This window comes from Brevundimonas sp. NPDC092305 (genome assembly GCF_044755415.1).
Classification (GTDB): Bacteria; Pseudomonadota; Alphaproteobacteria; order Caulobacterales; family Caulobacteraceae; genus Brevundimonas.
Genome location: NZ_JBIVQY010000002.1, coordinates 623,458 through 636,204 on the forward strand (window position 1 = coordinate 623,458; position 12,747 = coordinate 636,204).

The following is a 12,747-nucleotide window of genomic DNA, read 5'->3' on the forward strand; positions in this document are numbered from 1 at the left end:
ATGAGCAGCCACCTCGTTTTAACTTCGCGTCGGCATGATGGCCTTGTTTCGGGGGTGAAGCGGGCAACCGTCCTCTCCCACAGTCTGTCCGCTGAACCATCAACTGAGGATTTTATCATGAGCAAGTTCGTTTCTCGCTTCATCAACGACGAGTCGGGCGCCACCGCTATCGAGTATGGCCTGATCGCTGCGCTGATCGCCGTTGTGATCATCGGTGCCGTGACCGCTCTCGGCACCAACATCTCGGATAAGTTCACCACGGTCGCCGAGGCTATCGCCGGCGGTGGTGCTGCTCCCGCCTCGTAAGAGCTCGCGGACTGCAGAATAAGAGAGGGCCGGAGCGGCGACGCTCCGGCCCTTTTCGTTCGTCCGACAACGAGACCTTAACGGACTGGGGCGCACGATGAACTTATGGACATTCTGAGCCTCGCCTTTCTCGGCGTTCTGCCTGCTCTGGTGATATCGGCCGCCCTGACTGATCTGACGTCCATGAGGATACCCAACTGGATCTCGGCGGGGCTGGCTGTCGCCTTCTATCCTGCAGCTCTAATAGTTGGACTGCCGCTTGAGAGCGTCCTGGTTCATACCGGCGTGGGCGTCGCTGCCCTGTTCGTGGGGATGGCCATGTTCGCGATGAGATGGGTGGGCGGCGGCGATGCAAAGCTGCTGGCTGCGGCCTGTCTATGGATGGGCCTGGAAGGGACGGGGCCCTTCCTTCTTTACACCGCCGTAGTGGGCGGCGCGTTCGGGCTGCTTCTTCTGGCCGCCCGCTCCTATCTAAGGCCGCTCTTATCAGGTGCGCCCGGGTGGGTCATGACGCTGCTGGAACCGAAAGGCGACATTCCGTATGGCGTCGCCATAGCCATCGGCGCGCTCCTCGCGTTCCCCGGTTCTCCACTGGTTCTGGCTGCACTCGCTTAAGGTTAGCCGGATCAAGGGTCTACGAGATTTAGGTCCACGTTAACCTGCAATCGGCATGGTCGTTAACGGTAGGGGGCCGATGGACCGATTCACGCGTCCGCCCGGGCCTGCCGGAGACCGTCGATGAAGCCCGCAAGAATCGCCGTGATCTGCGTCGCCGCCGTAGCCGCCATCGGGCTGGCTCTGGTCGTGCGAGCGATGGGATCCTCGAATAACCAGCCGACAGCGGTCGCCACCGCCGCTCCGGTCAATACGACGCCCATGGCCAAGGTGCTGATCGCTGCGAAAGATTTGCAGCCCGGACAACGGCTGACCGATACGGACATGGAATGGAAGGACTGGCCGGCCGCGGAGGTCAATCCGGCCTTCATCACCGACGGCAGTGTCCCGGTTCCGGCTGCGGAAGCCAAGCCTGACGGCGCTGTCGCGACCGTGACCCGCGCCGCCGTTGAGGTCGCCACCGGCGGGGCCAAGGCCGACTACGTCGGATCGGTCGTCCGTGAGCCCATCCTGAAGGGCGAGCCCATCATTGGGCGCAAGATCGTGCGAGCCGGGGACAGCGGTTACATGGCCGCCTATCTGGAGCCCGGCATGCGGGCCCTGGCCATCGCCGTGTCCGTGGAAACAGCCGCCGGCGGCTTCATCCTGCCGGGCGACCGGGTCGATGTCCTTCTGACGCGCGAGACCAATTTCACCAACGCCGGAACGGCCGCCGAAGATCGCTCGAAGTTCGTTTCATCGACCGTTCTTCAAAACATCAAGGTATTGGCCATCGACCAGTCGACCCGTGCCGGCGACGACGCCCAGACGGTGGTCGGCGCGACGGCCACGCTGGAGCTTGGCCCGCGCGACGCCGAAGTCCTCGCTCTGGCGAAGTCGGAAGGCGAACTGTCGCTGAGCCTGCGCTCCTACGCGGATACCGCCGGACCTTCCGGCAGCGTCAGGCCTTCAACCCGTCAATCCTCGGCCGTTCGCGTATTCCGCGGCGGCGCGCCTGAAGTCGTGGTGGTCCAATGAAGACCTTGCTCGCCATCGCCACCGCCGCGCTGGTCGTTGCTGCGGGCCTGCCTGCGGGACCAGTCGCGGCTCAAACACGAGCCGCTGTTTCGATGGGCGGTCAGTCCCAACTGATAAACCTGCCTCGCGGATCCTCGATGGCCGTTGATCTGCCGGCGGATGCGCGGGATGTAATCGTGCCGAACCCCGGGATCGTGGAAGCGGTGCTGCACTCTCCGCGCCGGATCACCGTCCTGGGTCTGGCTCCGGGCGAAAGCGATGTCGTCGTGCTGGACAGCGCCGGGCGCAGCGTCCTGTCGCTTCGTGTTCGCGTCGACGCCGGCGTCGCCGCCCTGCAGGATACGCTGGGGCGAGTTTTTCCGGGACGGAATCTGCGCGCTGAAGCGGTCAATGACAGCGTGATTCTGTCTGGGTCAGTCAGTAGCCCCGCCGAAGCGGACCGCGCCGGACAGGTCGCCCGTGCCTTTGTTTCAGGTCCGGAGAAGGTCATCAACATGATGACCATCGCGGGCTCAGATCAGGTCATGGTCAAGGCGCGTATCATTGAAGTGCAACGCACAGCCATCAAACAGCTTGGATTGGATGCGACGGCTCTTCTGGCCGACGTGGGCAATGGACTGTCGTTCGCCCAAGCTGCGACGTTCGCGGTGAACGGCAGCCAGTTGGGCGGCGGGCTTCTGAACTACTCGGATGGCTCGCTCGAAACCAATCTCCGCGCTTTCGAACGAGCGGGTCTTGTCAGAACTCTCGCGGAGCCGAACGTTACCTCGGTGAACGGCGAAAACGCCGAGTTTCTCGCCGGTGGCGAATTCCCGGTTCCGGTCGGCCGGTCGGTTGATGCCACCACTGGCCAGGTCACGATCGGTGTCGAGTTCAAGCCGTTTGGCGTTCGGCTCGCCTTCAGACCCATCGTCCTTTCCGAAGGCCGTATTTCGCTGCAGTTGTCGACTGAAGTGTCAGAACTCACGACCGAAGGCGCCTTCACGCTCGGCGGCACCGCCGACGATGCGCTCGTCATTCCCGCGCTGGCCGTCAGACGCTCCTCGAATACCGTGGAGCTTCCGTCAGGCGGCTCCCTGATGATCGCAGGCATGTTGCGTGAAGAGACCCGCCAGAACATCGACAAGGTCCCGGGCATTGCCGAGCTTCCGGTTCTCGGAGCGCTTTTCCGGTCACGTGATTACCTGTCGGGCGAAACCGAGCTGGTCATCATCATTGAAGCTTACATCGTGTCCCCGACATCGCCCGGGAACCTGCAAACGCCGGCTGACGGGCTGCACATTGCAAACGATGCCCAGACCATTCTGCTGGGTCGTCTGAACGAGCGTTACGCAGCGGCGCCCGGCGCGCCGGCGTCGCCTGGCTGGACCGGCCCCGTGGGCTATGTGATCGAATGAGGTCGTCATCCATGCGCAGTTTCACCCTGATCCTCGCTGCCTCGGCGCTTACCCTGGGCGCGTGTGCGACGACGGTTGAGGGGCCGCCGCCCGTCAACTCGCTCGCGAGTTATTCGCTGCAGGTCGAACCCGGCATCGACCGGATCGCCCTCGCTGTTCACGAGAACGGCCTGTCGCCCACACAGCGCGCCGCTCTTGGCGATCTGGCCGGCCGATACTCAAGCGCCGGGGCTCCCTGGTTGCGTGTCGAGGCGCCTGCGGGCGACGATCCGGCGGCGACCGCCCAGGCCTATGCCGTCCGCGACGCCCTTCAGAACCTCGGCGTTCCGGGCGAGCGCATCATGGTCGTCGGCTATGCCGCGCCCGATCCTCGTGCGCCGGTGCTCGCCGGCTTCGAAACCCTGCGGCCGGTGATCCCGAACTGCGCTCTTGAACCCCGCGCCATGGAGGGCGGCTTCTCGAACCGCAGCGCGCCCGGCTTTGGATGCGCTGTCACTGCTAACATGGCCGCCCAGATCGCCAATCCTCGCGACATTCTGGGTCAGCGCCAGATGACGCCCGCAGAGACTGGTCGTTCGGCGGTCGTCTTCGCCAAGTATCGCAGCGGTGAGACCACTTCAGCCACTCAAGAGCCGCTGATCGAAGGTCGCGTCGCACAGGCGGTGGAATAACGACATGAGCAACGCCTTCGCCCCCCGCCCCTTCGAAGACTTCGAAGACGACTTCGATCTGGAGGCTGGCTTCACGTCGGCCGCCGGCTCGACCCAGCAGGCAGAAGGCCTCTCTGAATCGTTCGATACGCCCGCGTTCGAGGCTCCGTTCGAACCGCAATCCGAACCCGTGCGCCCGCCGCTCCAGTTCACGCCGCCGACCGGCGCGACGCCGGTTTCCGCTCAGCCGGCGCCGACGCAGCCCTTCTCTTCCGAACGGCCTCTGGCGGAAACGTTCGAACCCGAGGCGATCGAGGCGGTCGCCGTCGAGGCTCCGGGTTCGGCGCTGGTTGATTTCAACCCGGTCGGCGAAATCACCGCCGAGGTGACCGAGGCTTTCTCGGCGCCCACGCCGATGGGCTTCGATCCGGTCGAGGTCTCGGTGCCGCGCATCGCGATCCATGTCTTCGCCGAGCGTCAGGACACACTGGTCGCGGCCGAACGGGCCGGTCAGGACCGCCGTCTGTCGCGCGCCACCACCCAGATCCGCATCGGCGGCGTCGCCGCGGCCGTTCAGGCCTATCAGCACGAGCCGACCCCGCCGCTCATCGTCGTCGAATGCCTGAAGAATCCGCAGACGCTGCTGCACGAGGTCGACCAGCTGGCGGAGGTCTGCGACGCCGGCACCAAGGTCGTCGTCGTCGGAGCCACCAACGACATCCTCCTGTTCCGCGAGCTGATGCGTCGGGGGGTCAGCGAATATCTGGTCGCGCCGCTTCAGCCGCTGCAACTGATCTCGGCCATCGGCGGCCTGTTCGCCGATCCGGCGCAACCCTTTGTCGGTCGCTCGATCGCCTTCGTGGGAGCCCGGGGCGGGGCGGGGGCCAGCGCGGTGGCGCATAACACCGCCTATGCGATGTCCGAGCGGATCGGCGCCAACACCGTCATCGTCGACTACGACCTGCCTTTCGGCACCGCCGGCCTCGACTTCAATCAGGATCCGCTGAACGGCGTCGCCGACGCCCTAACGCAGCCCGATCGTCTGGACCCGGTCCTGCTCGATCGTATGATGGTGCGCTGCACGGACAAGCTCAGCCTGTTCGCCGCGCCCGCGACGCTCGACACCGACTGGGACATCTCGCAGGACGCGTTCGAGGAAGTCACCTCGCAGATCCGCGGCACGGCGCCGTTCGTCGTGCTGGACCTGCCCCACCTGTGGTCGGGCTGGATGCGCCGCACTCTGGTTTCGGCTGACGAGGTGGTCGTAGTGGCGACGCCTGATCTGGCCAGCCTGCGCAACGCCAAGAACATCATCGACCTGATCAAGCAGGGCCGCCCGAACGATGCGCCGCCGCGTCTGGTCCTGAACCAGGTCGGCATGCCCGGCCGCCCGGAGATCCCGGCCAAGGAGTTCGGCGCGGCGCTGGGCATCCACCCCAGTCTACTGATCCCGTTCGATCCGAAGACCTTCGGCGCCGCCGCGAACAATGGCCAGATGATCATGGACGCCGGTCCCAAGACCAAGGCCGCCGAGGCTTTCCAGACCCTGGCCCAGATCGTGTCGCGCCGTGAAATCCCGCTGCTGGCGGCGCCCAAGCCGTCGGGCAAGGGCAAGTCGCTGTTCGCCAACCTGTTCAAGAAGAAGTCGTAAGGCGTGTTCGGAAAGCGCTCAGGCCCTCCTGGCTCAGCCCCCGCCGCGGCGCCCTCGCCGCTGACGGAGCGCGTGGCCAAAGCCGCCGCTCCGGCGGTTCAGGCGTTCGCCAGCGCCGGCGATGTCGACGAGCTTGAGCCTCCGCGCGCCAAGACCGCTCCCGCCGAGAAGCCCGCCAAAGCGGATCGTCTCGACGCCCTGGCACTGAGGGTTCAGGAGCCCGTCGCGTCCGAGCCGGCTTCGACAGCGAAGACGCCTGGCCCCAAGGCCACGCCGGGTTTCGAGCAGCTGAAGAAAGCGCAGGCTGTCGCGGAAATCGTCCGCGAACAGTCCGACTATTATCACGCGACCAAGACGACGATCTTCAACGCGCTGATGAACACCATCGATCTGGCCCAGCTGGCCCAGCTTGATCCGAAGGCGGCCGCCGAGGAAATCCGGGACATCGTCGCCGAACTGGTGGCGATCAAGAACGTCTCCATGTCTGTGGCCGAGCAGGAGCATCTGGTCCAGGACATCGTCAACGACGTCCTCGGCTACGGTCCGCTCGAGCCGCTGCTGGCGCGCGACGACATCGCCGACATCATGGTCAACGGGGCGGGCCGGGTGTTCATCGAGGTGGGCGGCAAGGTTCAGCTGACCAACATCCGCTTCCGCGACAACGCCCAGCTGATGAACATCTGTCAGCGGATCGTATCGCAGGTCGGCCGCCGCGTCGACGAAAGCTCGCCGATCTGCGACGCGCGTCTGGCCGACGGTTCGCGCGTCAACGTCATCGCCCCGCCGCTCGCGATCGACGGCCCGACGCTGACGATCCGGAAGTTCAAAAAAGACAAGCTGACGATGAAGAATCTGGTGGAGTACGCCTCCATCAGCCCCGAAGGCGCGCGCGTTCTCGGCGTTATCGGCGCGTCGCGATGCAACCTCGTCATCTCGGGGGGTACGGGCTCGGGCAAGACCACCCTGCTCAACACCCTGACGGCCTTCATCGATCCGACCGAGCGCGTGATCACCTGCGAGGACGCCGCCGAGCTGCAGCTGCAGCAGCCGCACGTGGTGCGCCTCGAGACCCGCCCGCCGAACCTTGAGGGGCAGGGCACGATCACCATGCGGGATCTGGTCAAGAACTGTCTGCGGATGCGTCCAGAGCGGATCATCGTCGGCGAAGTCCGCGGTCCGGAAGCCTTCGACCTCCTGCAAGCCATGAACACCGGCCACGACGGCTCGATGGGCACGCTGCACGCCAACTCCCCGCGCGAAGCCATCAGCCGGATGGAGTCCATGATCACCATGGGCGGTTACGGCCTGCCGTCCAAGACGATCCGTGAAATGATCGTCGGCTCGGTCGACGTGATCGTGCAGGCCGCGCGTCTTCGTGATGGCTCGCGTCGCATCACCCACATCACCGAGGTGGTCGGTCTGGAGGGCGATGTGATCGTGACCCAGGATCTGTTCGTCTACGAGATCACCGGCGAGGACGAGCACGGCAAGATCATCGGCCGTCACCGCTCGACCGGCGTGGCCCGCCCGCGTTTCTGGGATCGCGCCCGCTATTACGGTCTGGAGCGCGAGCTGGCCGAAGCCCTCGACGCGGCGGAGTAGACGATGCTCCCGATCCTCGCCGCCGTTCTGGCCTTCATCACCATCGGCGGTCTGGGCTGGGCCTTTGTCGGGGGTGGTGATTCCAGCGACGTCGCACTGAAGCGGGCTGAAAGCTTCGGCACGCCCAAGCTGACCGCCGCTCAGGCTCGCAAGCAGGCGAATACGCCGGAGGCCCGCCGGAAACAGATTCTCGATCAGCTTCAAGAAGTTGATCGCGCCGAACGTAAGGCTCGATTGAGCCTCAAGGCGCGACTGCGTCAGGCGAACCTGTCGATCAGCACGACGACCTTCTGGGTCATCAGCGCGGTGCTCGGGCTGGTCCTCGGCATCTTGCCTCTTTTGTTTGGACTGAACCTCATCATCGCCGGCGGCGTCGCTTTGATCGCCGGGCTTGGTTTGCCGCGTTGGTGGATCGGCATGCTCGGCGCGCGCCGCCGCAAGAAGTTCTCAAGCCATTTCGCCGACGCGGTCGATGTCATCGTTCGCGGCATCAAATCCGGTCTGCCGGTGCACGACTGCTTCAAAATTATCGCCAGGGAGAGCCCGGCGCCATTGGGGCCGGAGTTCCAGAGCCTCGTCGAGGCGTTGGGCGTGGGGCAAACGATCGGCCAGGCGCTGGACCGGATGTATGAACGCATGCCGACCCACGAACTGAAGTTCCTCGCGATCGTAATGGCGATTCAACAGAAGACCGGGGGCAACCTCGCCGAGGCGCTAGGCAACCTGTCGACAGTGCTGCGCGCCCGGAAGATGATGGGCGAAAAAATCAAGGCCCTTTCGTCCGAAGCCACGGCTTCAGCGGGCATCATCGGTTCCCTGCCGCCTGCCGTGATGATTCTCGTCAGCATCACCACGCCATCCTACATGGGCAAGCTGTTCACCGATCCGCGCGGCCAGTTCATGCTCATCATCGCGTTGGCCATGATGAGCTTCGGCGTCTTCGTGATGAAGCGCATGATCTCGTTCAAGTTCTAGAGGGGCGGGACCGTGGGCGGCTTCATCACCTTCATCACAGACCTGCAGAACCTGCTGAGCGTCATCGTGGGCGTTCTCGTGTTTGCCACTGCGGTAACGTTGACCGGATCAATGAACGGTGGAGCCAAGCTCGACGACCGAATGAAGGCCGTCTCTGTCCGTCGTGAAGAGTTACGCCGCAAGTCTCGCCAGGCGATCGCCGAACAGGGTCCCGGCGGTCTCCGTCACACTGATGAAGGCTTCAAGAAGCGGGTCGTCGACCAGCTAAATCTGGTCAAGCTGATCGAGGATCCCAAGGTCGCGGAGAAGATGGCGCAGGCCGGTCTGCGCGGACCCAAGCCGCTGACGACGTTTTATTTCTTCCGGTTCTCGCTGCCCTTCGTCTTCTTCATCATCGTGGCGCTCTATCTCTTCGTCCTGAAGGATTTCGGCCTGCCGCTCATGATCCGCGTGGCGATCTGCATGGCGGCGGCGATGATCGGCTTCTATGGACCGAACATCTATCTGGCCAACCGGATCCAGAAGCGCCGCACCTCGATCATGCAGGCGTTTCCGGATGCCCTCGATCTGCTGTTGATCTGCGTCGAGGCCGGTATGTCTATTGAGGCCGCGATCCAGAAAGTAAGTCAGGAAATCGGGCCCAGCTCGATCGATCTGGCGGAGGAGCTCAGCCTGCTCTCGGCGGAACTGAGCTACCTCCCGGATCGGCGTATGGCTTACGAAGGTCTGGCCAAACGAACCAATCATCCCGGCGTGAAATCGGTTGCGACGGCCATGACGCAGGCCGAGACCTACGGCACGCCGCTGGGCTCGGCGCTCCGGGTGATGGCAAAGGAAAATCGCGAAATGCGCATGTCAGCCGCAGAGAAAAAGGCCGCCGCCCTGCCGGCCCAGCTGACCGTGCCGATGATCCTGTTTTTCCTGCCAGTGCTGTTCATCGTGATCCTGACGCCGGCGATCATCAGCATTCAGGACACCATGAAGGGAGGTTGAGGTTAAGCCTCAGCCAGCGCCTTCCAGCTTTCCGCGACCGCATCCACCGCGTGCCTCAGCTTGCCGCGGTTCCTGTCGAAGAACATTTCACCGCGCAGGCCGTGGAACATCATTCCGTTGGCGATGATGCAGGCGTTGGGATCCTCCAGCGCCTGGATTTCGTAATACCGCGTAGCCCGGAACCAGAGGCCGCGGTTCTCGGCCCAGACCAGCTGGGCCAGAGGCTGCCATTCGGTGACCCGCGCCAGATTGCGGCGCTCGGGCAGGCCTTCGATCGTCTCGGTGAAAGCGATCTCGCCCCCGAAGGCGATCGTGCCCTCAACCTGCGTCTCAACCGGATTCCAGGCGGTCCAGCCGGGCAGATCGGCGACGATCTCCCAAGCGCGGTCGACAGTGGCGCGGACGCCGAGGCGTCGTTCGATGCGGGGAGTCTCCATGATTTGCGTCTCGCACGGCTTTTCGACGGAGGGAAGGCAGTGCCGGTGCTACCGATTGCCCTCGGGGCCGGGCTGGGACGCGGGCGGCGTCTCGGGCGACGGCGCCTCGTCGCGTCCGGGCAGATCGGCCGGTCCGGCGCGCAGACGGGGGCTCCAGAAACACAGGGCGGTCGCGCCAGCCAGCAGAAGGGCGTTGGCGATGAACGGCGCGGGCTCGGAGAGCTCGTACAGGGCCACGCCGATCACCGGCGGACCGAGGAAGCTGAGACCGGCCAGTGACATCATCAGACCCGCTACAGCGCCCTGTTCATCCGATCGCACGGCGAGCGACGAGCCGGCGGTGAAACCGGGCCGGGCGAAGCCGACGCCCATCGACACGATCGCATAACCGACCACCACGCCGTAGTAGCCCGGCGACGCTATGCTCATCAGGTTGCCCAGCAGCGCCAGCGCGGCGCCCCAGCGCATCAGGGCTCGCGGCTGCAGCTTCAGCATCGGGATCAGGCCCCACTGCGCCAGCAGGGTCGCCACGGCGCCGCCGAACATGGCCAGTCCGATGAAGGGCTGGGCCTGACGGCCGTTCATGCCGGTCACCGCTAGCTCATCGATGATGTGAAAGCCGAGGACTGAAATGTTCACCGCCTGCGCGCCGGTGATGAACAGGCCGTACAGCAGGTAATCCCGCACGCGAGGATCTTTCCACAGACCCTTCGCCGTATCGCGTTGTCCGCTGGGCGACGGGATCCGCACCACCTCGCCGCTGGGCAGGCGTGTCATCACGACGATGAGCACCACCGCACCAAGCGCGGCGAAGGCGTACATGGGTCCCGCCAGCCCGACGAGCGGAAGGACGAGGAAGGGGGCGATCGTCGGGCCGATGACGGTGCCCAGGCCCTGCGCCGAAGCCAGAAGGGACATCGCCTGCGTACGCTGCTGCGGCGTGGTGCGATCCGCGACGTAGGCCTGTGAGGCGATAGGGGCGGCCGAACCGAAGACGCCATAGACGGTGCGCGCCGCCGCCATCAGGGTGAAGGCGAAAACCGGGCCAAGCCAGTGCTCAAGGCCCGAAGTGGCGGCCAGTCCAAAGCCGGCCATGGACGCGACGAAACCGGACAGTCCGATCTGGATCACCCGCTTGCGGCCCAGTCGATCGGACAGCCGCGCCCAGAAGGGCGAGGCCACCGTCCACATCAGCGCGCTGATGGCGAAGGCGGCGGCGACGAGGGTGTCGGCCAGCTCGAACTCACGGCCGATCGCGGGCAAAACCGACTGCAGCGCCATATTGCCCGCCGACGCGATGAGGCTGACGGCGAACAGGATGGCGAAGGCGGGGGAGCGCAGGTTCAAGGTTCGCCCACCACCTTCAGCGACGGCTTCAGCCGCCGGTCGTCATCCAGTCCCAGCCGCGCCTTGACCTCGAACAGGTCCGCGCCCGCCGGCACGATCAACAGGGCCTTGGGGTTGGCGGCGTTGACCGCCACCACCGCATTCTTCGGGCAGACGTCGAAGCAGTCCGTTTCCTTGACCGCCAGCGCGGCCTTCCTGCCCTTGCCGGCCTTCAGATATTTGCGCAGCGCCTTCTTCAGGCTTTTGTCGCCGTCGGGGCCGAACCCGCCGTCCAGCTTCTTCGAGCATTTGCGGCAGATCAGGACCATATCCCGCCAGCCGGTCTTTGCGCTCTTGATGGCCATGCAGGATGGATCGCGGATCGGCGGCCCTTGCGCAAGGGGGCCGCATCCCGACAACTGTGCGTATCGACGTTTCCGGAGATCGCCATGACCCCGCACCTGCTCGCCGCCTCAGCCCTCGCGCTGGTCCTGTCGTCGGGAGCCGCGGCGGCGCAGGTTCCGCTGGCGGAGATCGAGGCGGCGGTAACGGCGGAAACGCCGAAGGTGGTGGCGTGGCGTCGGGACTTCCACGCCCACCCTGAGCTCGGTTTCGCGGAAACGCGGACGGCGGAGAAGGTCGCCGAGCATTTGCGCGCATTGGGGCTGGAGGTGCGAACCGGCGTCGGCAAGACCGGCGTGGTCGGCGTGCTGCGTGGCGGCCATCCGGGTCGCACGGTGGCGCTGCGGGCCGACATGGACGCCCTGCCGGTGCAGGAGGCCACGGGTCTGCCCTTCGCCTCGACCGCCACCGGAACCTACATGGGCAATACGGTGTCGGTCGCCCACGCCTGCGGCCACGACGCACACGTCGCCATGCTGATGGGCGCGGCCGAGGTGCTGGCGGGCATGAAGGACCGCATCGCCGGCACGATCGTCTTCGTCTTCCAGCCGGCCGAGGAAGGCGCGCCTCCGGGCGAACCCAAGGGCGGCGCCGCCCTGATGATCGATGAGGGCGCGCTGGCCGATCCGAAGCCCGACGCCATCTTCGGCCTGCACGTTGTCCCGGGGAAGCCGGGCACGCTTTGGTACCGCCCGCGCGGGTTCATGGCTGCGTCGGATCGCGTCGACATCGTGCTGAACGGACGGCAGACCCACGGCGCCTGGCCATGGAAAGGCGTGGACGTCATCACGGCCAGCGCCGATGTGATCCAGACGATCAACAATCTGACGGCGCGCACGGTCGATCCCACCAGCACGCCGACGGTCTTCACGATCGCCACCCTGGATGCGGGCGTCCGCTACAACATCATTCCCGACCGCTCGACCCTGTCGGGCACCCTGCGGACGTTCGACATCGCCCAGCGGGACGATCTGGTGCGTCGGGCCGAGGCGGCGGTCGACAATGTCGCCGAAACCTATGGTGCGACGGCCGAATTCTCGGTGCGCCAGAATGCGGCGCTTGTGTTCAATGATGAGGGGTTATCCGCCTGGCTGGCCCCGGTGCTGGAGGAGGCGGCCGGCGCGGGGAACGTCAACGCAGGCGCCGCACCGACGACGGTGGCCGAGGACTTCAGCTATCTGTCGCAGGTCGTGCCCGGCGTCTTCTTCCACCTCGGCGCCTCGAAAGACGGCGTCGACCCCGTGACCTCGCCGCCGAACCATTCGCCCGAGTTCGACGTCAACGAGGCGGTCCTGCCAGTCGGGGTGAAGGCTCACGTACTGACCGCGCTGAGGTTCCTCGAGCGATCTTGACGGCAAAGCTTATATACCAACGGT

At 65.3% G+C, this 12,747-nt stretch carries 13 protein-coding genes; 10 read left to right on the forward strand and 3 right to left on the reverse strand.

The annotated features are described in order from the left end of the window. The first annotated feature begins 117 nt into the window (after window positions 1-117). The 9 genes from ACIQC9_RS13600 to ACIQC9_RS13640 all read left to right on the forward strand — a co-directional run bounded on the left by ACIQC9_RS13600 (window position 118) and on the right by ACIQC9_RS13640 (window position 9,206). Complete coding sequence (locus ACIQC9_RS13600; protein WP_400616870.1) at window positions 118-306, forward strand: Flp family type IVb pilin; 189 nt, start codon at window positions 118-120, stop codon at window positions 304-306. Between the two features lie 105 nt (window positions 307-411). After that, entirely contained in the window at window positions 412-921 is a 510-nt protein-coding gene (locus ACIQC9_RS13605; RefSeq protein WP_400616872.1) for a prepilin peptidase, read from the forward strand. Window positions 922-1,044: 123 nt separating this feature from the next. After that, complete coding sequence (gene cpaB, locus ACIQC9_RS13610; protein WP_400616874.1) at window positions 1,045-1,938, forward strand: Flp pilus assembly protein CpaB; 894 nt, start codon at window positions 1,045-1,047, stop codon at window positions 1,936-1,938. Next, window positions 1,935-3,335: a type II and III secretion system protein family protein gene (locus ACIQC9_RS13615; protein WP_400616876.1), complete on the forward strand. Its 1,401-nt coding sequence runs from the start codon at window positions 1,935-1,937 to the stop codon at window positions 3,333-3,335. The genes cpaB and ACIQC9_RS13615 overlap by 4 nt, the downstream gene beginning before the upstream one ends. Before the next feature lie 11 nt (window positions 3,336-3,346). After that, window positions 3,347-4,006: a CpaD family pilus assembly protein gene (locus tag ACIQC9_RS13620; protein WP_400616878.1), complete on the forward strand. Its 660-nt coding sequence runs from the start codon at window positions 3,347-3,349 to the stop codon at window positions 4,004-4,006. 4 nt (window positions 4,007-4,010) lie between these two features. Further along, complete coding sequence (locus ACIQC9_RS13625) at window positions 4,011-5,636, forward strand: CpaE family protein (RefSeq protein ID WP_400616879.1); 1,626 nt, start codon at window positions 4,011-4,013, stop codon at window positions 5,634-5,636. A gap of 3 nt (window positions 5,637-5,639) precedes the next feature. Next, on the forward strand, window positions 5,640-7,238 hold the full coding sequence (locus tag ACIQC9_RS13630; protein ID WP_400616881.1) for a CpaF family protein: 1,599 nt from the start codon (window positions 5,640-5,642) through the stop codon (window positions 7,236-7,238). A 3-nt stretch (window positions 7,239-7,241) separates the two neighbouring features. Continuing rightward, a complete protein-coding gene (locus ACIQC9_RS13635) occupies window positions 7,242-8,213 on the forward strand; it encodes a type II secretion system F family protein (RefSeq protein ID WP_400616883.1) in 972 nt (323 codons plus the stop codon). A 12-nt stretch (window positions 8,214-8,225) separates the two neighbouring features. Further along, the gene (locus tag ACIQC9_RS13640; protein WP_400616885.1) at window positions 8,226-9,206 is read left to right on the forward strand and encodes a type II secretion system F family protein; all 981 of its coding nucleotides are present in this window, start codon (window positions 8,226-8,228) and stop codon (window positions 9,204-9,206) included. 2 nt (window positions 9,207-9,208) lie between these two features. On the opposite strand, the gene ACIQC9_RS13645 is transcribed toward ACIQC9_RS13640, so the two are convergent. From ACIQC9_RS13645 to ACIQC9_RS13655, 3 genes are read right to left on the reverse strand one after another with little or no spacing between them, the layout of a single operon-like run. Beyond that, window positions 9,209-9,643 carry an SRPBCC domain-containing protein gene (locus ACIQC9_RS13645; RefSeq protein WP_400616888.1) on the reverse strand — a complete coding sequence of 145 codons (435 nt, stop codon included), beginning with the start codon at window positions 9,641-9,643 and terminating at the stop codon, window positions 9,209-9,211. A gap of 48 nt (window positions 9,644-9,691) precedes the next feature. Then, complete coding sequence (locus ACIQC9_RS13650; RefSeq protein ID WP_400616890.1) at window positions 9,692-10,990, reverse strand: MFS transporter; 1,299 nt, start codon at window positions 10,988-10,990, stop codon at window positions 9,692-9,694. Continuing rightward, window positions 10,987-11,334 (reverse strand): hypothetical protein, encoded by a 348-nt coding sequence (locus ACIQC9_RS13655; protein WP_400616892.1) that lies wholly within the window; start codon window positions 11,332-11,334, stop codon window positions 10,987-10,989. The genes ACIQC9_RS13650 and ACIQC9_RS13655 overlap by 4 nt, the downstream gene beginning before the upstream one ends. Window positions 11,335-11,418: 84 nt before the next feature. Here ACIQC9_RS13655 and ACIQC9_RS13660 point away from each other — a divergent pair, with 84 nt between their 5' ends. Further along, window positions 11,419-12,723 carry an amidohydrolase gene (locus ACIQC9_RS13660; protein WP_400616894.1) on the forward strand — a complete coding sequence of 435 codons (1,305 nt, stop codon included), beginning with the start codon at window positions 11,419-11,421 and terminating at the stop codon, window positions 12,721-12,723. The last annotated feature ends 24 nt before the right edge of the window (window positions 12,724-12,747 follow it).

Excerpts from the sequence above, each read along its gene's own strand:
- ACIQC9_RS13600 (WP_400616870.1), top strand. The coding sequence starts at position 118 with ATGAGCAAGTTCGTTTCTCGCTTCATCAACGACGAGTCGGGCGCCACC.
- ACIQC9_RS13605 (WP_400616872.1), top strand. The coding sequence starts at position 412 with ATGGACATTCTGAGCCTCGCCTTTCTCGGCGTTCTGCCTGCTCTGGTG.
- cpaB (WP_400616874.1), top strand. The coding sequence starts at position 1,045 with ATGAAGCCCGCAAGAATCGCCGTGATCTGCGTCGCCGCCGTAGCCGCC.
- ACIQC9_RS13615 (WP_400616876.1), top strand. The coding sequence starts at position 1,935 with ATGAAGACCTTGCTCGCCATCGCCACCGCCGCGCTGGTCGTTGCTGCG.
- ACIQC9_RS13620 (WP_400616878.1), top strand. The coding sequence starts at position 3,347 with ATGCGCAGTTTCACCCTGATCCTCGCTGCCTCGGCGCTTACCCTGGGC.
- ACIQC9_RS13625 (WP_400616879.1), top strand. The coding sequence starts at position 4,011 with ATGAGCAACGCCTTCGCCCCCCGCCCCTTCGAAGACTTCGAAGACGAC.
- ACIQC9_RS13635 (WP_400616883.1), top strand. The coding sequence starts at position 7,242 with ATGCTCCCGATCCTCGCCGCCGTTCTGGCCTTCATCACCATCGGCGGT.
- ACIQC9_RS13645 (WP_400616888.1), bottom strand. The coding sequence starts at position 9,643 with ATGGAGACTCCCCGCATCGAACGACGCCTCGGCGTCCGCGCCACTGTC.
- ACIQC9_RS13655 (WP_400616892.1), bottom strand. The coding sequence starts at position 11,334 with ATGGCCATCAAGAGCGCAAAGACCGGCTGGCGGGATATGGTCCTGATC.
- ACIQC9_RS13660 (WP_400616894.1), top strand. The coding sequence starts at position 11,419 with ATGACCCCGCACCTGCTCGCCGCCTCAGCCCTCGCGCTGGTCCTGTCG.